Genomic DNA, 23421 nt, shown 5'->3' with positions numbered 1-23421 from the left:
CCTCTTCATGACCGTTACGCTTGACCCGTGAACCAATGTTCACGCGCCTTCAGGATCAAAGTTTTTGCATCTTCTTCAGACTGGCCGGTGATGTCCACCAACTCGTCCACCGCCAAATCGGCCAAATCATCGCGGGTGTTGATGCCACCCTCGGCCAATTTGGCAATCAATTCGGTATCCAAACCGTCGAGGTCGCGCAGGTCTTGGGAGACCTCTTCCACGCTTTCTTCACGGGCAATTTCCATGGTCAGCAAAGCGTCTTTGGCACGGGCACGCAGTTCATTCACGGTGTCTTCGTCAAAGCTTTCAATCTCCAGCATTTCTTGCAGCGGCACATAGGCCACTTCTTCCAAGCTGGTGAAACCTTCTTCGATCAAGATGTCGGCCACTTCTTGGTCGACGTCGAGTTTTTCAACGAACAAAGCACGCAGGCCTTCGGTTTCGTTGGCTACTTTTTGCGCCGATTCGGCGGCGTCCATGATGTTGATTTTCCAACCGGTGAGGTCGGAGGCCAGGCGCACATTTTGGCCGCCGCGACCAATGGCCATGGCCAAGTTTTCATCGTCCACCACCACGTCCATGGCGTGTTTTTCTTCGTCCACCACGATGGAGGACACGTTGGCCGGGGCCAACGCACCGATGACGAACTGGGCGGGGTCTTCGCTCCACAACACGATGTCGACGCGCTCGCCAGCCAATTCGTTGGTGACCGCGTTCACGCGGGTGCCGCGCACACCGACACAGGTGCCGATGGGGTCGACGCGTTTGTCGTGCGAAATGACCGCGATCTTGGCGCGGGAGCCGGGGTCGCGGGCGCAAGATTTGATTTCCAACAAGCCTTGCTCGATTTCAGGCACTTCTTGGCGGAACAACTCGATCATGAACTCGGGCGCAGAGCGCGACAAGATGATGGGCGCACCGCGCAAGGTGGTGTCGACTTCCATGATCATGGCGCGCACACGGTCGGCGCTGCGCAGGTTTTCTTTGGGGATCATTTCGCCACGGCGCAAACGACCCTCCACACGGCCGCTTTCAACAATCAAGTCGCCTTTGTCCATGCGCTTGACGGTGCCCACAAAGATGCGGTCGCCGCGTGCCAAAAAGTCGGTCAGCAGCATTTCGCGTTCGGCATCTCTGATTTTTTGCAGGATGACTTGCTTGGCCGCCATGGCGCCAATGCGACCAATGGGCAAAGAGTCCATGCTTTCTTCGATGTACTCGCCCACCTCGATGTCGGACAAACGCTCTTTGGCGTCCATCAGCATTTCTTCGGCGTCGGGGTTTTGCAAACCGGCTTCGTCGGGCACCACCAACCAACGGCGGAAGGTTTCGTACTCGCCCGAGTCACGGTCCATGGCAACGCGGATATCGGCGTCTTCCACGGGGTTTTCTTTGTCTGCTTGCAGCAGCTTTTTGGTGGCTTGCGCCAAAGCGGATTCCACCGCGCCAAACACCAAGTCACGCTCGACATTTTTCTCGCGCGAGATAGCGTCCACCAACATGAGCATTTCGCGATTCATGGTTCAGTACTCCTGTCCTCTGTGGCCCTGCGGCCCTTGAAATTCACAATCGGCGCCAGTCGCGCGTCTCGCAACTCACTCAGGGTGAATTGCAGCGCTTGCACTGGCAAGTCTTTTTTGACCCGCGCCGGGCGCATGCCCGGTTTGCTGACAGGCTCATCACGCCAGGTGATTTGCCAGGTCTGGGGGGTATCGGTGCTTTCCAACACACCCCGAAATTTCTTGCGGTTGGCGGCCACCAAACCAGCGGCTGCCGCACCCATGGGCGCTTTGAGAGTCAGGTCAATCTCTTGACCGACAAAACGGGCGAAGTCGTTTTCTGTTCGCAGTGGCCGGTCGATGCCCGGCGAGGACACTTCCAAACGGCTGTACTCGGTGCCTTCGACTTCCAACACGAACTGCAATTGGCGGGTGACTTTTTCGCAGTCCTCGACTTGCACAAACTGCTCGGGCTGACCCGGCTGCCAAGGCAAATCCAGGGTGATGCGCAACAAGCCGCCCGCAGAGCGTTCGACTTCCACCAGCTGGTAACCCAGGCCGGTGACGGTTTGTTCAATGATGTCTTGCAATGCCAACGCTTTTCACCCGACCAAAAAAAACGGGCGGTTGGGATGTCCGCCCGTTATCGTTCATTTGGTCGGCATTGTACCCGCAAAAACAGGCCCAAACCCAACAAATTTGTTGGTTTGCGCGGGGTTTTCAGGCTGCTGCAAGTCTTTCTGCCAGAAAAGACGCGGCCAACAGGCTGCGCGTGTAATCGGATTGAGGCTGGTTCAACACGCTGTCCAAGCTGCCCGCCTCAACCACCTGCCCGTCTTTCAAGACCATCACATGGTGGGCCATGGCCTCGATCACCTCGATGTCGTGGGTGATCAGCAAATAGCTCAAGCCCCGTTCGCGTTGCAACCGCTGCAACAGATCGAGCACTTGTTTTTGAATCGACACGTCCAAGGCGCTGGTGGGTTCGTCCAACACCAAGACCCGGGGCTGCACGATGAGCGCCCGCGCGATGGCGATGCGTTGGCGCTGACCGCCTGAGAACTCGTGCGGGTAACGGGCCAGCAAACCAGGAAACTGTTCTTCGCTCATGCCGACATCGGCCAGCGCTTGCAGCACCTTGATTTGCCGCGCCAAGGGGTTCAGGTCGGGGGCGTGGACTTGCAAGCCCTCTCCCACCACCTGCTCGACGGTCATGCGCGGTGACAGCGATGAAAACGGGTCTTGGAACACCACTTGCAAAGCGCGGCGCAAGGGCAAATCGGCCAAAGGCTTGCCTTGCCAGGTTTGGCCTTCCACCTTGAAGTCGCCTTGGAAGGGAATCAGGCCCAGCGCCGCCAAGGCCAGCGAAGACTTGCCCGAGCCGGATTCACCGATCACGCCCAGGGTTTGGCCGCTGCGCAACTCGAAGTCGGCCCCGTGCAAAGCCGTGAACGAGCCACGCCCAAACCAACCGCGCCAACCAGGGCGTGGCACCGGGTAATGCACTTGCAGTCCAGAGGCTTGCAACAAGACCGGCGCGTTCGACACCGGCTCGAACACATTGCGCTCGGGTTGGCTGTCCACCAGGCGCTTGGTGTAGGCGTGTTCGGGGTGGCTCAGCACCTGGGCCACCGCGCCCTGCTCGACCACCAAACCGTTTTCCATCACCACCACGCGTTGCGCAAAACGGCGCACCATGTTCAGGTCGTGGGTGATGAGCAGCACTGCCATGTTGTGCTTGGCTTGCAAGCTGTCGAGCAAGGCCAATATTTGCCCGCGCAAAGACACATCCAGGGCGGTGGTGGGCTCGTCAGCCAGCAAGAGTTTGGGTTCACCGGCCAAGGCCATGGCGATCATGGCGCGTTGGCGTTGGCCGCCTGACAACTGGTGCGGGTAGCTGGCCACGCGCCGCTCGGGCTCGGGGATACCGGTGTCGTTCAGCAAGTCGATGGCACGTTGCCAAGCGTCTTGGCGGGACAAGCCTTTTTTCAGTTCCAACACCTCGGCGATTTGGTCGCCGATGGTAAACAGCGGGTTCAAAGCCGTCATGGGTTCTTGGAAGACCATGGCGATCTCGCTGCCGCGGATGCCGCGCAATTCGTTTTCAGTCATGTGCAACAGGTCTTGGCCTTCAAACAAGGCCTCGCCGCGCACCCAAGCGCCACGTGCCAAGCCCAGCAGGCTGAGCGCGGTGACGGTTTTGCCCGAGCCGGACTCGCCCACCAAGGCCAGTTTTTCACCAGCTTGCATCTCAAAGGACACGCCGTGCACCACCTCGCGGCCTTGGAAAGACATGTGCAGGTTGTGAACGCGCAGCAAGGGGCTCATGAGAAGGCCTTTGGGCAAGCGTTGAAGGCGCTCAGGCGCATGAAGGCTTTCATGAGGCAGCCTCTTGCTTGAGTTTGCGCGGGTCTAAGGCATCGCGCAGCGCGTCACCCATGAAGGTCAAGAGCAGCAGCGTGACCACCAACACGCCGAAAGTGGAGATGGAAATCCACCACGCGTCGATGTTGTTTTTGCCTTGCGCCAGCAACTCGCCCAAGCTCGGCGTGCCGGGGGGCACACCCAGCCCCAAGAAGTCCAGGCTGGTGAGCGCCAAGATGGCGGCACTCATGCGAAACGGCAAAAAGGTGACCACCGGCGTCATGCTGTTGGGCAGCACATGCCGCCAAATGATGGCCCAGTTCGACAAACCCAAAGCGCGGGCGGCACGCACATAGTCGAGTTGGCGGTTGCGCAAAAACTCGGCACGCACATAGTCGGACAAGCCCATCCAGCCAAACAGACTCAACAGAATCAGCAGCAAGCTAACGCTGGGCTCGAACACCGCCGAAAAAATGATGAGCAGGTACAGCTCGGGCATGGCGCCCCAAATCTCGATGAAGCGCTGCATGGCCAAATCGATCTTGCCGACAAAGAAACCTTGAATGGCCCCGGTGACCACGCCCAGAATGGTGCCGGTGACGGTCAGGGCCAGCGCGAACAACACCGACACCCGAAAGCCATAAAGCAAACGCGCCAGCAAATCGCGGCCACGGTCGTCCGTGCCCAGCCAGTTGTCGGCCGAGGGCGGCGCGGGGTTGGGTTCTTTGGCGAAGTAATTCAGCGTCCCGTGGTGATAAGGGTTGAGCGGGTAAACGGCCCAGTTGCCGGGCTGCTGAAACTGCTGGCGAATGAAGGGGTCGAGGAAGTCGGTGGGGGTGGCGAAGTCGCCGCCAAACGCGGTTTCGGGTGGGTTCTTGAACACCGGCGCATACCACTGGTCTTGGTACCTGGCCACCAGCGGTTTGTCATTCGACACAAACTCAGCGGCCAAACTGATCACAAACAACAGCACAAACAAGACCAGGCTGACAAAGCCCAGCCGGTTGCGGCGGAAACGCTGCCAAGCCAGGGCGGAGGGGGACAAAGAAGGGGTCGCCATGGCGGTCAATCAAACTTCACGCGCGGGTCCACCCACACGTAACACAGGTCGCTGATCAGCTTGGTGACCAAGCCAATCAGGGTGAACAAATACAGCGTGCCCAAGACCACCGGATAGTCGCGGCGCATCACGCTTTCATAGCTCAAGAGGCCCAGTCCATCGAGCGAAAACAAGGTTTCGATCAACAAGGAGCCTGCGAAAAAAGCACCAATGAACGCGGCTGGGAAGCCGGTGACCAAGGGAATGAGCGCGTTGCGCATGACATGCTTCCAGAGCACTTTGCGCTCACTGAGTCCTTTGGCGCGGGCGGTGAGCACGTATTGCTTGCCAATTTCTTCCAAGAAAGCGTTTTTCGTCAGCATGGTGGTGACCGCAAACGCGCCCAAGACGCTGGCGGTGACGGGCATGGCGATGTGCCACAGGTAGTCCACGACTTTCGCGCCCATGCTCAGCGTTTCCCAATTGCTGGACGTCAGGCCGCGCAATGGAAACCATTGCAACTGGCCACCAAACACCACGAGCAAGGCCACGCCCAGCACAAAGCCAGGAATCGCATAACCAATCAAGACCACGATGCTGGTGAGCATGTCAAAACGGGTGCCCGCCCGCACCGCTTTGGCAATGCCCAGCGGCACCGACACCAAGTAGCTGAGGAAAAACGTCCACAACCCCAGGCTGATGGAGACCGGCAGTTTTTCTTTCACCAGTTGCCACACGTCTTTGGGGTAGAAAAAACTCTTGCCCAAATCGAAGCGGGCAAACTGCTGGAGCATTTGCACAAAGCGCTCGAGCGGCGGTTTGTCAAAGCCATACAACTGCTTGATTTCTTCAATCCGCGCCGCATCCACGCCTTGGCGGCCCCGGTAGCCTGCTCCGCTGGCGGCAGCGCCCTCGCCGCCCGTGTCACGGCCTTGCAACTGCGACACCATTTGCTCGACCGGTCCACCCGGCACGAACTGGATGACCACGAAGGTGAGCAACAAAATCCCAAACAACGTGGGGATCATCAACAACAAGCGTTTCAGGATGTAACTGAACATGTCAGCGGTCCCCCACCAAGTTCGCGGTACTGCCCCACCAGGTGCTGGTGATCCAGGTTTCGGGTTGGTAAAAACGCGGCGTCACCTGGGGCCGCTGAAAGCGCCCGGCCCGCCAAGCCACGCGGTGCACGCTGCCATACCAATGCGGCACGGTGTAGTGGCCGTGTCGCAACACACGGTCGAGTGCCTTCACGGCTGCCACCAACTGCGGTCGGGTTTGCGCGGCCACGGCCTTGTCCAGCAAGGCGTCGATGGCCGGGTCTTTGATACCGATGACGTTGCTTGAGCCTTCGGTGTCGGCGGCTTTCGAGCCAAATCGCTCGAGCAACTCGGTGCCCGGTGCTTCACTGCCGCCGATGCGGTTGCTGATGAGCTCAAAGTCGAACACGTCCATGCGCTTTTGCAGCACGGCGAAATCCACCACTTTGTAGTTGACCTTGAAACCCAGTTTCTCCAGGTTTTTCGCGTACGGCGTGACCACCCGGCCCATCGAGCCCGAGTTGTCCAAAAATTCCAAGGTGAAGGCCTCGCCTTTGTCGTTGCGCAAGGCGCCATCGCGGAAGGTCCAGCCGGCTTGCGCCAGCAGGTCCCGGGCTTGGCGCAAATGGTCGCGCAGCGTGTGGCCCGAGGCAGGATCGAGGTTGGTTTGCGGCGGCAGCGGTACCGACTCGGTGAACACCTCGGGCGGCAGTTTGTCGCGCAAGGCTTGCAGCAAAGCCAGTTCATCCGGCGCGGGCAAGCCCTTGGCCTCGAAATCGCTGCCCACGAAGTAGCCGCGCACCCGTGTGTAGGCTTGGTAGAAGAGTTGGCGGTTCATCCACTCGTAGTCCATGGCCAGGCCGATGGCTTGGCGCACCCGTTTGTCCTTGAACTTGGCCAAGCGGGTGTTGAACATGAAGCCTTGGAAGTCGCCAGCGTTGCCGTGTTGCAGCTCTTGTTTGATGAGGGTGCCGTTGTCAAACAGCTTGCCCTTGTAGCCCCGCGCCCATTCGCGGGCCACGAAAGCTTGGATGTAGTCAAACTCACCGGCTTTGAACGCCTCGAACTGCGCGGTGGTGTCTTTGTAAAGCTTGTAAGTGATGCGGTCGAAATTGAACATGCCACGACGCGCCCCGAGGTTTTTCGCCCAGTAGTCGGGGTTGCGCACGTACTGGATGTCTTTGCCAAAGTCGGTTTTGCCCAGCTTGTAGGGGCCGGAGGCGATCGGCACGTCGGTCACCACCTGGTCCAAGGGCTTGCCTGCGCCCCATTTCTGGCTGAACACCGCCATGCCGCCGACGATGAGCGGCAATTCGGCGTTGGCGCGTTTGAACTCGAACTTGATTTCCCGCTCGGACAAGATGGTGGCGCCCTTGACCTCGCTGAAATAGGTGCGAAATTGCGGCGCGGCTTCTTTGCTGGTGAGGCGGTCAAACGAATATTTCACATCGGCGGCCAGCACCGGGTCGTTGTTGTGAAACCGCGCCTCGGGGTGCAGCCGGAAGGTGACGGACAGCTTGTCGGGTGCCACGGTCACGTCCTCGGCCAGCAGGCCGTAAGCGGTGGTCGGTTCTTCGGTGTTGCCCACCAATAGAGTTTCAAACATCAAAAAACCCAAGCCAGGGGGTGCTGTGCCCTTCATGGTGAACGGGTTGTATTTGTCAAAACTGGAAGCGCGGGTTGGGGCCACCAAAGCGATGTCGCCGCCCTTGGGCGCGACCGGGTTGACATGGCTGAAATGCTTGAAGCCCGGCGGGTAGAGGATGTCGCCAAACTGGGCATAGGCGTGCGCCGCCCACACGGGGGACGCGCAACACAACCAAACGCCAAGTAAAAAAGTTCGCATGCGACAATTCTGCAAGATTTTTCAGGAGCCGCGAAATGCAGGAAAAAACAGGGTTTTTAGCGGGCAAGAAATTGCTCATCACCGGCGTGTTGTCGAACCGCTCGATCGCCTATGGCATTGCCAAAGCCTGCCACGCCCAAGGTGCCGAGCTGGCGTTCAGCTACCAAGGCGAGCGTTTCAAAGAGCGGATCACCGAGTTCGCCGCCGACTTTGGCTCGACCCTGGTGTTTGATTGCGATGTGGCCAGCGACGATCAGATCGCCGCCATGGTGAGCGGCCTGACCGCCGCCTGGCCGAAGTTTGACGGCTTTGTGCACGCCATCGGCTTTGCGCCGCGCGAAGCGATTGCCGGTGACTTCCTGGACGGCTTGAGCCGCGAAGCCTTCGCCATCGCCCACGACATCAGCGCCTACAGCTTCCCGGCCATGACCAAGGCGATGCTGCCCTATTTCAACGACAAGGCTGCCGTGCTGACCCTCAGCTACCTGGGGGCGCTGCGCAACGTGCCCAACTACAACACCATGGGCCTGGCCAAGGCCTCCTTGGAGGCGTCGGTGCGCTATTTGGCCGAGTCTTTGGGCAGCCACAACCGCGGCATGCGGGCCAACGGCATCAGCGCCGGGCCGATCAAAACCTTGGCGGCCTCGGGCATCAAAGGCTTTGGCAAGATTTTGGACGTGGTCGCCAACAACTCACCCATTCGCCGCAACGTGACCATCGAGGATGTGGGCAACGTCGCCGCCTTCTTGTTGTCGGACTTGGCGGCTGGCGTATCGGCGGAAATCACCTATGTGGACGGCGGCTTCAGCCAGGTCGTGCCCGGCATTGCGGAGTAATGGGGGTCAGATTCCAATTCTTTCTAATTGGGGTCAGATTCCAATTGTTTTGGCGTTGAAGGCACGCTCAAGCCGCCTGCCATGAGTGAGTAATTGGGGCACTAATTGGGGTCAGATTCCAATTATTTTTAATTCCGAGCTCAAACGATTTAATTGGAATCTGAACCCAATTTTTTACAAAAAAAATGGACCCTAGGCCGTGCGGCTTTACAGATGTTTCGGCACTTGGAACATCGGCCTTGGGGTTGATTTCGCCATGAATTCAGGGATCGCATCACCAAATTTGGTCGGCATGCATCACACCCTCTGAAGGCTTTGAAGGCACACACTTGAAGATCAAAATGCTTCAAGACCTTGACTCATACAAAATTTTATATAATTCAGGCCTCACGGGCGGTTAAGCAGATTCAATTCAGGGGCAGCTCGCTCGCCGACCTCAAGTTGTTTCCGGCGACGGCCAAACGCGAGGCTGGTTACCAACTGGATCAAGTGCAATCCGGCGGCGATCCTGATGATTGGAAACCCATGCCCAGCATCGGGCCAGGTGTGCGTGAAATTCGGATCAGGGATGCGGCTTGGGCATTTCGCGTCATCTATGTAGCCAAGTTTGCGGAGATGGTGGTGGTACTGCATTGCTTTCAAAAGAAATCAGCAAAAACATCGAAACCAGATTTGCAATTAGCAACATATAGATATCAAGAGGTCATCAAGGAGCGGCAAGCATGAACAAGAACACTTTCGACAGCATCTGGGACGCAGTAGAGGAAGACCCCGGCACGGCTGAAAACATGAAGATGCGTTCGCGTTTGATGATGGCGCTGAAGGCTCACATGAGAAGCGAGGGCTGGAGCCAGGCACAAGCCGCCAAGTTGTTTGGCGTCACCCAGCCTCGCGTGTCGGACCTGATGCGCGGCAAGATCAATTTGTTTGGTTTGGACGCCTTGGTGAACATGGCGGTGGCGGCCGGTTTGCAAGTGGAGTTGCAAATTCGATCAGTCGGTTCGGCCTCGGCGTGATACAAAAATTCAGAGAAATCTCGCTTTTATGTATCATAAAAAAGGCTGCAATTCCCGTCCTGTATGACCCCCTGCCCAAAACAAGCTGTTTTGGGCCGCCTCCAAAAAAGCCAAGTATGGTTAATAAATCTTCAAATTATTGGGCGGTCTTATCTCAAATTCGGCGGGCAAACTCTTTGGGGTAATTGGGGTCAGATTCCAATTGTTTGGAATTCCGAGCTCAAGCGATTTAATTGGAATCTGACCCCAATTCTTCTGCGGAGGTCCATTGCGCCAAAGCGACGCCGGGCAAGATCAGCAAGGCGCCGACCAAGTGGTGCCAGCCCAGCGGCTCGTTCAGCACACCCCAAGACACCACCGCGCCCCACAGCGGCCCCAAATACAGCACCATGCTGACGCGGCTGGCGCCCAACAGCTTTTGGCCCCAGGCGTAGACGCTGTAAGCCAAGATGCCCGGAAACACACCAACCACCAGCACCAGCACCGCTGCATGGCTGCTCCACGCCGGAGTGGTGGGCAGGCTCGCCTCCCACAGCACAAAGGGCAACACCACCCAACACCCAAAAAACGCCATCACGGCCAAGCGGGCCAGGCCGCTCAGCGGCGAGGCCCAGCGTTTTTGCAGCAAGGCAAACGCCGCCCAACTGCAGGCCGCCAGCAAAATCAGTGCATCCCCTTGCACCCATTGCACCTCGGACAAATGCGCCCAATGGCCCTGCACCACCACGTGCACCACACCGCCCAGCGCCACCAGCACGCCCAAAGCCTGCCACCAGCGCATCCGCTCCTTCAGCCAGAAGACGGCGGCCAGACAAATGAACACCGGTGAAGATGAATAGATGAGTGAAATATTCATGGCCGACGAGGTGCGGGCTCCAACATACACCCAAGCGCCGCAAATCAACATGCCAAAAACACTGAGCACCAGATAGCGCCACCAGTCTTGCCAAATATGCGCTCGGTGTTGCCAAATTTCGCGCCTTGTCCACCAGCCCAAAGAAAGCGTGACGATCAGCCAGCGCCCCAGCGCCAAGCCATGCGGTTCGATGACGCCGGGGGCCAAGCGGGCGACCATGAAGTTGAAGGCCCACATGGCGGGCACGCACCAAATCGCGATGGCGGCCAATCTGACAGAGGACGCCAAGTTCATGCCTTCAAAGCCTCTTGCGCCAGCTTGGCCACTTCATGCGCCGGGCGGTCTTTCAGGCGGTGGTCGCTCCACACCTGCCGCCAACGTCGGGCACCCGACTGGCCATGGCGCAGCCCCAGCATGTGGCGGGACACCGCGAACCAGCCCACACCTTGGCTGGCCTGCAAACCCATGTAGCGCACCATCTGGTTTTCCACCTCGTCGCGTTCCAGCGGCGCAGAAGCCAAGCCCATCAGCGCATCCCATTCGCTTAAGAACCAAGGCCGGTGGTAGGCCTCGCGCCCGACCATCACACCGTCCAATGCAGACAAGTGCTCTGAAATCTGCGCCTCGGTGGTGATGCCGCCGTTGATCACGAACTCCAGCGCAGGGAAATCGGCTTTCAGGCGCAGCACCCACTCGGGCTTCAAGGGCGGAATCTCGCGGTTTTCTTTGGGTGACAAGCCCTGCAGCCAAGCGTTGCGGGCATGCACGATGAAATGCTGGCAACCCGCTTGCGCCACGGTGCCCACAAAATCGCGCACAAAGTCGTAGCTCTCGCCACGGTCCAGCCCAATGCGGTGCTTCACCGTCACCGGCACATCCACCGCGTCGCGCATGGCCTTGACGCCATCGGCCACCAGTTGCGGCTCGGCCATCAAACACGCGCCAAAAGCACCGCGCTGCACCCGCTCGGAGGGACAGCCGCAATTGAGGTTGATTTCTTGGTAACCCCATTGCGCGCCCAGCTTGGCGGCTTGCGCCAAATCGGCGGGTTCGCTGCCGCCCAATTGCAGCGCCACGGGGTGCTCTTCGGGGTTGAAGTCGAGGTGCCGGGGCACGTCACCGTGGATGAGTGCGCCGGTGGTGACCATCTCGGTGTAGAGCAGCGCGTGGCGCGACAACAAGCGGTGGAAGTAGCGGCAGTGCCGATCGGTCCAGTCCATCATCGGGGCCACCGACAGCGAGCCAGGGCGCGGGTTCAAGTCTTTAGGCATTGAAAACAGGCGTCTCAGCCACCCTGTTTCCCGCCGCATGAAGCCAACGGACACCCCACAAGCGATTCAAACTGAATACCAAATAAAGCATTTGCAAAATAATTTTCAAGTTTTTTCGGCTGGTGTCGAGAGTTGATAACCCATCGTGGAATTCATGTGAACAACGATATTTTGCCCCTCTTCCGCCCCCAGCCTCGGGGATGGCCTGTCGCCAAAGCGATGTCAGGCAGCTTGCTCGCGACCCTGGTCGTTGGGCTGCTGCCTGGGCCAAGCGCCGCTGCTGATCAACAAGTGGCGATCAGCGCGGTGGATGACCGCGCCAACTGGGTGCAGTTCCCCCCGCCCAAGCCCAAACCCGTGCAAGCCGACCGCGACAGCGTCGCCCCGAAACCGGCTGAAGCGACCAAACCAACAGAAGCCGCCAAACCCGTTGAAGCTGCCAAGCCACCCGAAGCGGTCAAACCTGTTGAAACCGCTAAACCACTTGAAGCTGGCAAACCTGTTGAAGCGGCCAAGCCCGCCGATGTGCCGCGTGTGGCGAATCAGGCCGAGGTGGGCATTGAATTGGTCGGCTTTTTGTTTGTCGGCAACCAAGCCATCAGCAGCACCGAATTGGGCCAGGCCTTGGCGGGCCAGTTGGGCATGAAATCCAACATGGCCGAGTTTGAAAAAATCGCCGAAGAAGTGACCCGCTATTACCGCCAACGCGGCATCCTTGCGCGGGCTGATTTGCCGCAACAAGAATTGAGTGCGGGTGTGCTGCGGGTCAACATCACCGAAGCCAAATTTGGCGGTGCGGTGATGGACGACCCCGGCGGCGCCTTGAAAGCCTCCGACCACTTGGTGCGTTTGATCGAGCGGCAACAACCTGTGGGTCAAACCATCAATCTCAAAGGCTTGGAAACCGCCTCCTTGCTGGCCGCTGAACTGCCGGGCGTGAAAACCCAAATCAGTTTGCAGCCCGGCGCCAACGCTGGTGAATCCGTGGCGCTGGTGCAGGTGATGCGCAGCAAAGAAAAAGAAGTGCAAGTGGACTTGGACAATCACGGCTCGCGGGCGGTGGGAGCGTCTCGGCAATCGCTGATCTTCAAGCTGAACAATCCCGGCAACCGGGGCGACAACATCACGGCGAACCTGCTCAACAGCGAAGGCGTGAAATACGGCAAGCTGCTCTACAGCTTGCCAGTGGGCGACAACGGTTGGCGCTTGGCCACCTATGGTTCGGCCATGCACTACAGACTGATCACGCCCGACTTCAAGTCTTTGCAAGCAGAAGGGCCTTCGACGACGCTGGGCATGGCCTTGAACATCCCTATGGAAAGAACCGAGAACCAGCAAATCAATCTCAACATCGCTGGGGACTGGAAGCAGTACCGCAACGATGTGGTCGGTCAAACCATCTCCAAATACAGCGGACAAGCCCTGACCTTGTCGCTGGAAGCTGCTGGGCAAGACCCCTTTTCGCCTTGGCAATACCGCAGCAACGCAGCCTGGGTGCTGGGTTATCTGGATTTGAGCAACTCCACCTCAGAACATATTCAGGGTGACGCGCTCACCGCGAAAACCGCTGGTCATTTCCAGCGCTGGCGTTTGAGCCATTTGCAGCGCTATGCCATCAACGACCGTCAAGCCGTGCTGGGGCAATTCCAAACCCAATGGGCGAACAAGAATTTGGACGGTGCCGAAAAACTCTACTTGGGCGGTGCCCAAGGCGTTCGCGCCTACCCAGCCAATGAGGCGGGGGGCAGTTTGGGCAACTTGTTGAACTTGGAGTATCAACACCAACTGCCTGTGGGCAACAACAAGCTGACGCTGGCTGGGTTTTACGATTGGGGTGACGTCACCATCAACAAAGACAGCGCCTACACCAGCGCTTTGAACCACTACCAGTTGCAAGGCGCAGGCTTGTGGATGGGCAGCAGTGTGCAGTCTGGCTTGGGCCAAACCGAGCTGAAATTGACCTGGGCACGGCGCATCGGTCACAACCCGAATGCCAACAGCAGTGGTCTGGACCAAGATGGCAGCTTGGTCCTGGACCGCTATTTGTTCAACCTCAACCATGCGTTCTGACATGAAACAAGTCCACCGCCACACCACCTTGGTTTCGTGCTTGGCCTTGTTGGGGCTGCAATTGCATGCACAAACACCCCCCGTGGCCAGCAGCGCCTTGCCGCAAGGTGCCAACCTGGTGTCAGGACAAGCCACGGTGACGCAAACCGCACCGAATGCTTTGTCAATTGGGCAAACCAGCAACCGCGCGGTGCTGGACTGGAACAGTTTCAACATTGGCAGCCAAGCCTCGGTGCAATTCAACCAACCCAATGCCAACGCTGTGGTGTTGAACCGGGTGCTCGATACCAACCCGAGCCAAATTTTGGGCCGCCTGAGCGCCAATGGCCAGGTGTTCATCAGCAACCCCGCCGGTGTTTTGTTTGGCCCCACAGCCCAGGTGAATGTGGCCGGCTTGGTGGCCACCACGCAAGCGATTTCCAACGAGGACTTCAATCAATTTGGCGCAGCGCTGGCCGTCAACGGCCAGCAAGGCGCGGTGGTGAACCAAGGGCAAATCACCGCAGCGCTGGGCGGCTACATCGCCTTGCTGGCCCCCGAGGTGCGCAACGAAGGCGTGTTGCTGGCGCGTGAAGGCACGGTGGCCTTGGCCGCAGGCGCTAAGACCGTTTTGCAATTCGCCGACAGCAAGCTGGTGTCGGTGTTGGTCGAGCAATCGGTGATGGACGCCTTGGTGGTCAACAAGCAAGTCATTCGGGCCGATGGCGGCTTGGTGATCTTGTCGGCTCGCAGCGCGAATGCCATTTTGGGCAGCGTGATTCAGCAAAGCGGCACGATTGAAACCCTGTCCTTGGTCAGTCGCGAAGGCCGCGTGTTTTTGGATGGCGGCACGCAAGGCTTGGTGGACATGAGTGGCCAGATCAGCGCCGCCGGTGTGGACGCAAACACCAAGGGTGGCGAGGTGGTGGTGACCGGCGACAAAGTCACCCTGTCGGCGCAAGCGCGGGTCGATGCCAGTGGCCAAGCCGGTGGCGGCAAGGTCTTGATTGGTGGCGACTGGCAAGGCCAGAACCCGCTGATTCGCCAAGCCAATGAAGTGATCGTGAAACCCGGCGCTGTGCTGAATGCATCTGCGCTGAACAAAGGCCACGGCGGCACCGTGGTGGTCTGGTCCAACATTCGCAACACCCAAGGCAGCACCCAGGTGCAAGGCCAGTTGCTGGCGCGGGGCGGCGCCTTGGGCGGCGACGGCGGCCGCATTGAAACCTCGGGCCACCAGCTGAACACCAACGGCGTGCAGGGCGACGCCAGTGCACCCGCAGGCCAAGCAGGCACTTGGTTGTTTGACCCCTGGAACGTCGAAATCACCTCGGCCAGCGTGAACAACAACGAGAGCAGCGGCACCTGGACGGCCAGCGGCAGCAGCTCGACGATTGCCAATACCGCCATCAACAGCTTGCTCGAAGCGGGCACCAATGTGGTGGTCAGCACCACGGGCATCGGCACAGAAGCAGGCAACATCACGGTCAGTGCGCCCATCACGCGCAGCACCAGCACCGGCTCGGCCAACCTGACTTTGAATGCCGACAACAACATCATCATCGGCAGCGCGGTCAACATCAGCGGCAGTGGCTCGAACCTGAACCTGAACGCCGGTGGCACCGGCGGGGTGGCCCTGAATGCCGCCGTGACGGTGGACACCTTGAACGTGAGCGTGCCCGGCGCTGGCACGGTGACGCAATCGGCGGCGATGGACGTGAACAACCTGAAATTGGTGGGCACCGGCTCTGCCGTGGCTTTGAACCACACCAGCAACCGCATTGGCACACTGGCGGCCAATGTGAACACCCTGGGGCTGGTCAGCACCACCGGGGCCAATTTGTCCGACCCCTATGGCACCGGTTTGTACATCGGCACTGTGGCGGGCTTGAATGGCGTTACCGCTGTCGGTGATGTGAACATCGCGGTGCGCAACGGCAATTTGTTTGTCAATCAAAACATCGCCACCAGCAGCACGAATGCCACGGCCTTGGTGTTGAACGCGGGTGCCGACTTGGCTGTGGGTGCCTACACGGGCGCCACCAGCAGCGTCAACCCCTATGGCTTCAACATCATTTTGGGCACCGGCAAAACCATCACCATGGGCAGCGGCGCAACCGGCAAGCTCTACAGCGGTTCGGTGGCTGGCAGTGGCCTGGCCTTGAGCACCTATGTGGGTTCGGGCAGCGGCAAGTTTCGCTACAACAGCAATGCCACGACCACGAATTACAGCCAAGCCTTGGGCACCGGCTTGAACCTGATTTACCGCCAAAACCCGCAACTGAGCATCAGCTCGAGCAGCCGCAGCATCACCTATGGGGCCAGCTTCAGCGCCCTCACCCCCACGGTGACGGGCTTGCTGAATGCAGACACGGCCAGTGGCGCGCTGCAAGGCTTGAGTGAAAGTTTGACTGGCAACAGCACGTCCACCCAGGGCTACACGAAAGCGGGCAGCTACGCCATCACCCCGTCCGCTCTCAGCTTGTTGGGCTATGGCACCAGCAGCAGCAACGGCACCCTGACTGTGACGCCCAAAGCCTTGACCGTGACCGCCTTGGTCACCGATGCCAACAACAAGGTGTATGACGGCACGGCCGCCGCGACCTTGCAACTGAGCACCAACAAGTTTGACAACGATCTGGTGACCGCCGTGCCCAGCAGCGCCTTCTTTGCCAACAAAAATGTGGGCACCGGCAAGACCATCACGGCCACCGGCTTGAGCCTGACCGGCGCGGACGCGGCCAACTACAGCCTGAGCAGCACCACTGCCGCTTCCACCGGCAACATCACCGCCAAAGCCCTGAGCCTGAGCTATGCCGGTGTGAACAAGGTGTATGACAGCACGGCCATCGCCACCGTCACCGTGACCGATGACCGGGTTGCTGGGGATGTGTTGACCATCGGCCGCACCGCCGTGTTCAGCGATAAAAACGTGGGCACCGGCAAAACCGTCACGGTGTCGGGCGCAGCCTTGTCGGGCACCGACAGCGGCAACTACAGCCTGAGCAGCACGACCGGCAGCACCACCGCCGACATCACCCAGCGCACCCTGACCATCAGTGGCATCACCGGGCCCAGCCGCGCTTACGACGGCACCACCACCGCCACACCGAACACCTCGGCCATTGTTTACAGCAACAAGGTCAGCGGCGACAGCCTGAACCTGAGCACCAGCAGCGGCGTGTTCACCGATAGCAAGGACGTGGGCACCAACAAGCCCATCAGCTTGACCAATGTGTACACCGGCACCGATTTGGCCAACTACAACGTGGTGGACCAAACCAGCACCACCGGCTCGGTCACACCGAAAACACTGACGGCTACTTTGACAGCCAGCAACAAGGTCTATGACCAAACCACGGCAGCCACAGCCACGATTGGCAGCATCACCGGTTTGGTCGGCAGCGAGACCGTCACCGCCACCGGTACCTCGACTTTCAACACCAAAAATGTGGGCACTGGCAAAACCGTGACCGTCAACAGCGTGGTCTTGGCCAACGGCACCAACGGTGGCGTGGCCAGCAACTACAGCTTGGCCAGCGGCTTCACGACCACGGCCAACATCACGGCCAAAAGCTTGTCGGTCACCGCGGCGGCCAACAACAAGGCGTATGACGGCACCGCCACCGCCACCTATGTGCTCAGCAGCGACCAGTACCTGACCGACCTGTTGACCATCACCGGTACCACCGGTTTGTTCAGCGACAAAAACGCAGCCAACGGCAAAACCGTGAGCGTGGGTGGCATCGCCGTTTCGGGCACGGATGCCAGCAACTACAGCTTGGTCAACACCACCACCACGACCACCGCCAACATCACGCCCAAGGCCTTGACCGCCAGCGTGACCGCGCCCAACAAAACCTATGACGGCAACACCACCGCCACGCCCACACTGACCATCACCAGCGGCTTGGTGGGGGCTGAAACCGTGGCCGCTACCGGCATCGCCAGCTTCAATTCCAAAAATGTGGCCAACGCCAACACGGTCACGGTCAACAACACCAGCTTGGCCGATGGCAGCAACGGCGGCTTGGCCACCAACTACAGCTTGGCGGCGGGTCAAACCGTGGCCGCCTACATCACGCCCAAGGCCTTGACCGCGACCGTGGCCGCGCCGAACAAAACCTACGACGGCACCACCACCGCCACGCCCACATTGACCATCAATCCCGCTGGTCTTGTGGGGTCAGAAACCGTCACGGCCACCGGCACGGCCACTTTCAACACGAAAAATGTGGCCACCGCCAACCTGGTGACGGTGAACACCACCACCTTGGCCAATGGTGACTCCGGCGGCGTGGCCAGCAACTACAGCTTGGCCGCGGGCCAAACCGTGGCGGCCAGCATCACGGCACGCGCCATCGCCGTCGATGCCCCCACCGTCACCAAAATTTACGACGGCAGCAGCAGCATCACGCCGTCGATCGCCACCATCAACCCCTTGTTGCCCACCACAGCGACCGGCAGCAGCTTGGGCACCTCTGACGCCATCACGGCCAGCGACTTGGCCTATGCCAGCGCCCGCGCAGGCACCAGCAAAGTGGTGAATGCCTCGAACCTGGTGATCCGCGACAACAGCGGCACGGGTGAGGTGATGAACAGCAACTACACCATCACCTACAACGCCAACAACGCCAGTGTCATCACACCAAAAACGCTGACAACCACCCTTACCAACACCGGTGTCACCAAGGTCTACGACGCCACCACCGCAGCCCCCAGCGGCTTCACGCCCAGCTACAGCTGGTCGGGCTTCATCAGCGGCGACACTGCCGCCACCTTGAGCAACACCTCCTCGGCTTACAACACCAAAAACGTCAGCACGGCGAACCAAGTCACGGTCAGTGGCTTGGCGATCACCGCGGTCACCGGCAGCAACAGCAGCGCTGCCACGGACTACCAGTTGGACAGCACCAGCAAAACCGTCGCGGCCACCATCACCCCAGCCACCTTGACCCCGACCCTCTCGAACACCGGTGTGACCAAGGTGTATGACGCCAGCACCGCCGCACCCACAGGCTTTGCCCCCACCTACACCTGGTCCGGCTTGGTCGCTGGTGACAGCGCCGCCACGCTCAGCAGCACGTCCTCCAGCTACAACAGCAAGAACGTCAGCACCGCCAACCAACTCACCGTGAATGGCTTGGCCATCACGGGCATCACCGGCAGCAACAGCAGCTTGGCGACGGACTATGTGCTGAACGCCAACAGCAAAACCGTGGCGGCCAGCATCACGCCGAAAACCATCATCGCCAACATCAGCAACACGGGTGTCAGCAAGGTCTATGACGGCGCTAACTCTGCGCCCACAGGCTTTGCACCCACCTACACCTGGTCGGGCTTGGTGGCAGGCGACACCGGTGCTGCGGTTGGCAACACCGGCATGGCCTACAACAGCGCACGGGCGGCCCTGGCCAATCAAATCACGGTGAGTGGCATGACGCTCTCCAGCATCGTCGGCACCAACAGCAGCTTGGCCGGCGACTATGCGCTGGACACGAACAGCAAAACCGTGACGGCCACCATCACCGCCAAAACCTTGACACCGTCCGTGAGCAACACCGGGGTCACCAAGGTGTATGACGGCAGCACCGATGCGCCTTCGGGCTTCACACCCACCTACACCTGGTCGGGCTTCATCGGCGGTGACACCGCCGCTGCGTTGACCAACACGGGCTCGAGCTACAACAGCCAAAACGTGGTCGCGGCCACGACGGTGACCGTCAATGGCTTGGCCCTGACAGGCAGCATCACCGGCAGCAACAGCAGCGCCTTGTCCGACTATGCGCTGGACGCCACGGCCAAACCCGTGGCAGCCAGCATCACGGCCAAGCCCCTCACGGCCACGGCAACCGCCGCGAGCAAAACCTATGACGGCACCAACACGGCCACCCCCGTGCTGAGCATCACCAGCGGCTTGGTGGGCACCGAAACCGTGACCGCCACAGGGACAGCCAGTTACAACAGCCAAAACGTCAGCACTGCCAACCTGGTGACGGTCAATACCACCAGCTTGGCCAATGGCAACAATGGCGGCTTGGCCACCAACTACAGCTTGGCAGCCGGCCAAACTGCAGCCTCCAGCATCACGCCCAAGACCATCACGCCGACCCTCAGCAACACCAATGTGACCAAGGTGTATGACGGCAGCACAACGGCACCCAGCGGTTTTGCGCCCACCTACACCTGGTCGGGCTTGGTCACCGGCGACAACGCGGTCACCCTGAGCAACACCTCCTCGAGTTACAACACCAGCAATGTCAGCACCGCCAATCGACTCACGGTGAATGGCTTGGCCATCACCGGTATCACCGGCAGCGCGGGCAGCTTGACCAGCGACTATGTGCTGGACGCGACCAGCAAGGGCGTGGCCGCCAGCATCACACCGAAAACACTAACCGCCAGCATGAACAACACTGGGGTCACCAAGGTTTATGACGGCACCACCACAGCACCCACCGGCTTTGTGCCCAGCTTCACTTGGTTGGGTTTCATCACCGGCGACACCGCCGCCAGCACCAGCCACACCGCGGCCAACTACAACAGTGCCCGGGTCAACAGTGCCAACCAGATTACAGTGAATGGTCTGGCCTTGACCGGCAGCATCACCGGCAGTGCCACCACCGGCAGTTTGATCAGCGACTATGCGATGGACGCCAACAGCAAAACCGTGGCGGCCACCATCACGCCCAAAACCTTGACGGCCACCATCAGCAACAGCGGTGTGTCCAAGGTGTACGACGGCAGCACCGCTGCGCCCACCGGCTTTGCACCGGCCTACACCTGGTCGGGCTTGGTCAGTGGCGACACCTCGGCCACCCTCAGCAACACGGGCTCGGCTTACAACAGCAAGGATGTGAGCACCGCCAACCAAATCACGGTGAACGGCTTGGTGCTCAGCAATGTGACCGGCAACAACAGCAGTGTCGTGAGCGACTATGCGATTGATGCCACCAGCAAAACCGTGGCGGCCAGCATCACGCCCAAGACCTTGACGGCCACGGTGACCGCGCCCAGCAAAACCTATGACGGCACCACCACCGCCACGCCCACATTGACCATCACGCCAGCTGGATTTGTGACGGGTGAAACCGTCACCGCCAGTGGCACGGCCAGTTTCAACAGCAAAAATGTGAATGAAGCCAATCTGGTGACGGTCAACACGACCACCCTCACCAATGGCAACAACGGCGGCTTGTCCAGCAATTACCACCTGCCTGCTGGCCAAACCGTGGCAGCCAACATCAGCCGCCGCGACCTGACGCTGACAGCCCCCCAAGTCATCAAAACCTATGACGGCACCACCACAGCGCTGACCAGCAGCGCCAACATCAGCAACAGCGTGCCTGTGGTCAGCAGTGGTGCCTTGGCGGCCAATGACAGTTTGACGGGCAGCAGTTTGTTGTTTGACACCCCAAGAGCGGGCAACAACAAAACGGTGACGGTCGGACAGGCCGTCATCAAAGACAGCCTGAACGCGGACATGGGCAGCAACTACAACACCACCTATGCCGCCAACACCAGCAGCACGATCAATCCCAAAACCTTGACCCCCAGCCTTGGCAACACTGGCGTGACCAAGGTTTACGACAGCAACACGACAGCGCCCACGGGGTTTGCGCCGCAGTTCAACTTCTCTGGGTTGGTCGCGGGTGACACCGCCGCCACACTCACCAGCACGGGTTCAAGCTACAACAGCGCCAACGTGACAACAGCCACCCAGGTGAGCGTCAGTGGTTTGAACCTGACGGCTGTCACAGGCAGCGCGGGCAGCACGGTGTCTGACTATGTGCTCAGTGGCAACAGTGTTGGGGTTTCAGCCACCATCACGCCCAAGCCCGTGACGGTGACGGGCATCACCGCCCAAACCAAAATCTATGACCAGGCCACCAACGCTGGAGTCAACAGCACGGCAGCCCAAATTCAAGCCAGCGCCAGCAGCAGCGATGATGGCCGTTATTACAGCAGTGACCAGGTGACGCTCGACACCAGCAATGCCAGCGGCCAGTTTGACAACAAAAACAGCGGTGCTGACAAAACCGTGACGGTCAATGGTGTGCGCTTGGGTGGCACGGCCGCGGGCAATTACATCGTCAACCCGATCACGGCCCGCGCGAGCATCACGCCCAAATTGATTGCCGCCACCGGCATCACGGCCGAGGTGAAAACCTACAACAACAGCAGCGACATCGGCATCAATGTTGACTCAGCGCGAATCAACGCTGGCGCAACAAGCACCAACGACAACAAGTACCACAGCGGTGACAACGTCAGCTTGGACGCCCGCCAAGCCAAAGGCACGCTGACCGACAAGCAAATTGGCAACAACAAAACCGTGCAAATCAGCGGTCTGCGTTTGGAAGGCGTTGACGCGCCCAACTACATGGTTCAAGGTTCCACCACGACCAGTGTGCAACCCGAGTACGCCAACTCCGCTGGCTTGGTGCCGATCACCAACGCCAGTGCACCTGCCCCAGCGGTCCTGAATTTGAGTGTGACGCCCAACAGCCTGACGCCATCAGACACCGTGAAGGACCTGGCCTTGCCAACAACAACAGCCAATTCAACCTTGGCGCCGGTGGCCACGCCAGTGATGCCCAACAGCAGGCCCAGCTTGGCGCAGCAAGCCATTCAAGGCGTCACCCCGAAAACCATGAGTCAGTGGAGTGATGTGCAAGTCCAGTCGCTGCCCGCGGCGCAAGTTGCTGCCATGGAAGTGTCGCAACTCAAACAGGTGATTCGCTTGCTGAACCCAGAGTCACAAATCCGCGCCATCAACCCGCAGGTCTTGTCCAAGTTGGACTTGCAAACCTTGTCCGGCCTGAGCAACAAACAAATCAACGCCTTGACGCCCGAGCAATTGGCCAACATGACCAAGGCACAAATCAACTACATGATGCCGATTTTGTCGCCGGCCCAAGTCAACGCATTGCGGGGTAAGTCCTAAAACAGCTGCAATTGGTTTGAATGCAGCAAGTGGTTGGCGACAAACTGCCACAGCACCGGGTGGTGTTGGTTGTCATGCCAATGCGGCTGCATGTATTTGCGGCCATACCAATGTTCTTGACTTTCCAAATGACAACCAATGAGCCCCACATGGCCTTGCACGATGGCCATCGGATCGCCGTTGGCATAGGTGGCCACGGTTTGAAAACTGCCGCCTAAAAAGGTGGGGCCATCGTAGAAGTACATCTTCTCTTGGCGGCCCAACCAGGTCACGGGTGCTACCGTGCCGTACGAAGATCGGATGTCAGCCTTGGGGCGTTTGATGTACTGCACACAGCGGGTGTTTTGCAGCAAATTGAAATAGTAGGCGTCCGCCCAGTAAGCGCCCATGCAGATGCCCAAGTACTTGCCGCCGCGCTGCATGAACGACCGAACTTGGCTCAAGTTGTTTTTCAGCACCGTGCGAAATGCTGTGGCCTCGCCATCACCACCCGGAAAGACCACCAAATCCACATCATTGAAAAAGCCAGGTTCAACCTTGTGCTTGGTGAATATTTTGATCCTGGCCAAGCCCGTAAAAGCAGCGATGACACCATTGACCGAATCGGCTGAGCAAGTGGGATGTTCTAGAAAAATGGCAATCGTTTTTTTCATCTGAA

Annotated in this window: 14 protein-coding genes; 5 read left to right on the top strand and 9 right to left on the bottom strand. The window is 59.4% G+C overall.

Annotated features, from left to right (window positions below; genetic code table 11):
- Positions 1-14: 14 nt before the first annotated feature.
- The 6 genes from nusA to AC8GFP_RS12160 all read right to left on the bottom strand — a co-directional run bounded on the left by nusA (position 15) and on the right by AC8GFP_RS12160 (position 7788).
- Complete coding sequence (nusA, locus tag AC8GFP_RS12185; protein WP_506613552.1) at positions 15-1520, bottom strand: transcription termination factor NusA; 1506 nt, start codon at positions 1518-1520, stop codon at positions 15-17.
- Positions 1517-2095, bottom strand: a complete 579-nt coding sequence (rimP, locus tag AC8GFP_RS12180) for a ribosome maturation factor RimP (RefSeq protein ID WP_506613550.1) — start codon at positions 2093-2095, stop codon at positions 1517-1519. The genes nusA and rimP overlap by 4 nt, the downstream gene beginning before the upstream one ends.
- A 124-nt stretch (positions 2096-2219) precedes the next feature.
- Positions 2220-3827, bottom strand: a complete 1608-nt coding sequence (locus AC8GFP_RS12175; protein ID WP_506613548.1) for an ABC transporter ATP-binding protein — start codon at positions 3825-3827, stop codon at positions 2220-2222.
- Between the two features lie 49 nt (positions 3828-3876).
- Positions 3877-4923: an ABC transporter permease gene (locus AC8GFP_RS12170; protein ID WP_506613546.1), complete on the bottom strand. Its 1047-nt coding sequence runs from the start codon at positions 4921-4923 to the stop codon at positions 3877-3879.
- A gap of 5 nt (positions 4924-4928) precedes the next feature.
- On the bottom strand, positions 4929-5963 hold the full coding sequence (locus AC8GFP_RS12165) for a microcin C ABC transporter permease YejB (RefSeq protein ID WP_506613544.1): 1035 nt from the start codon (positions 5961-5963) through the stop codon (positions 4929-4931).
- A 1-nt stretch (position 5964) separates the two neighbouring features.
- On the bottom strand, positions 5965-7788 hold the full coding sequence (locus AC8GFP_RS12160; protein ID WP_506613543.1) for an extracellular solute-binding protein: 1824 nt from the start codon (positions 7786-7788) through the stop codon (positions 5965-5967).
- A gap of 35 nt (positions 7789-7823) precedes the next feature.
- Between AC8GFP_RS12160 and fabI the strand changes: the two genes are divergently transcribed.
- From fabI to AC8GFP_RS12145, 3 genes are all read left to right on the top strand, one after another.
- On the top strand, positions 7824-8624 hold the full coding sequence (fabI, locus tag AC8GFP_RS12155) for an enoyl-ACP reductase FabI (RefSeq protein WP_506613541.1): 801 nt from the start codon (positions 7824-7826) through the stop codon (positions 8622-8624).
- Between the two features lie 354 nt (positions 8625-8978).
- Positions 8979-9350: a type II toxin-antitoxin system RelE/ParE family toxin gene (locus AC8GFP_RS12150; RefSeq protein WP_506613539.1), complete on the top strand. Its 372-nt coding sequence runs from the start codon at positions 8979-8981 to the stop codon at positions 9348-9350.
- A complete protein-coding gene (locus AC8GFP_RS12145) occupies positions 9347-9640 on the top strand; it encodes a helix-turn-helix domain-containing protein (RefSeq protein WP_506613537.1) in 294 nt (97 codons plus the stop codon). The genes AC8GFP_RS12150 and AC8GFP_RS12145 overlap by 4 nt, the downstream gene beginning before the upstream one ends.
- Positions 9641-9869: 229 nt before the next feature.
- Here AC8GFP_RS12145 and AC8GFP_RS12140 read toward each other — a convergent pair whose 3' ends face one another.
- Positions 9870-10790: a DMT family transporter gene (locus tag AC8GFP_RS12140; protein WP_506613535.1), complete on the bottom strand. Its 921-nt coding sequence runs from the start codon at positions 10788-10790 to the stop codon at positions 9870-9872.
- The gene (dusA, locus tag AC8GFP_RS12135) at positions 10787-11767 is read right to left on the bottom strand and encodes a tRNA dihydrouridine(20/20a) synthase DusA (protein ID WP_506613533.1); all 981 of its coding nucleotides are present in this window, start codon (positions 11765-11767) and stop codon (positions 10787-10789) included. Before dusA ends, AC8GFP_RS12140 begins: the two co-directional genes overlap by 4 nt.
- A gap of 156 nt (positions 11768-11923) precedes the next feature.
- On the opposite strand from dusA, the gene AC8GFP_RS12130 reads away from it, so the two are divergent.
- Both AC8GFP_RS12130 and AC8GFP_RS12125 read left to right on the top strand, forming a co-directional pair.
- Entirely contained in the window at positions 11924-13837 is a 1914-nt protein-coding gene (locus tag AC8GFP_RS12130; RefSeq protein WP_506613531.1) for a ShlB/FhaC/HecB family hemolysin secretion/activation protein, read from the top strand.
- Between the two features lies 1 nt (position 13838).
- Positions 13839-22763: a YDG domain-containing protein gene (locus AC8GFP_RS12125; RefSeq protein WP_506613529.1), complete on the top strand. Its 8925-nt coding sequence runs from the start codon at positions 13839-13841 to the stop codon at positions 22761-22763.
- Here AC8GFP_RS12125 and AC8GFP_RS12120 read toward each other — a convergent pair.
- Positions 22760-23416, bottom strand: a complete 657-nt coding sequence (locus AC8GFP_RS12120) for a BPL-N domain-containing protein (RefSeq protein WP_506613527.1) — start codon at positions 23414-23416, stop codon at positions 22760-22762. The genes AC8GFP_RS12125 and AC8GFP_RS12120 overlap by 4 nt on opposite strands.
- Between the last annotated feature and the right edge of the window lie 5 nt (positions 23417-23421).

It is taken from the genome of Limnohabitans simekii (SeqCode) (genome assembly GCF_965234735.1).
Classification (GTDB): domain Bacteria; phylum Pseudomonadota; class Gammaproteobacteria; order Burkholderiales; family Burkholderiaceae_C; genus Limnohabitans; species Limnohabitans simekii.
This window is presented reverse-complemented; position numbering and strand designations above follow the sequence as displayed.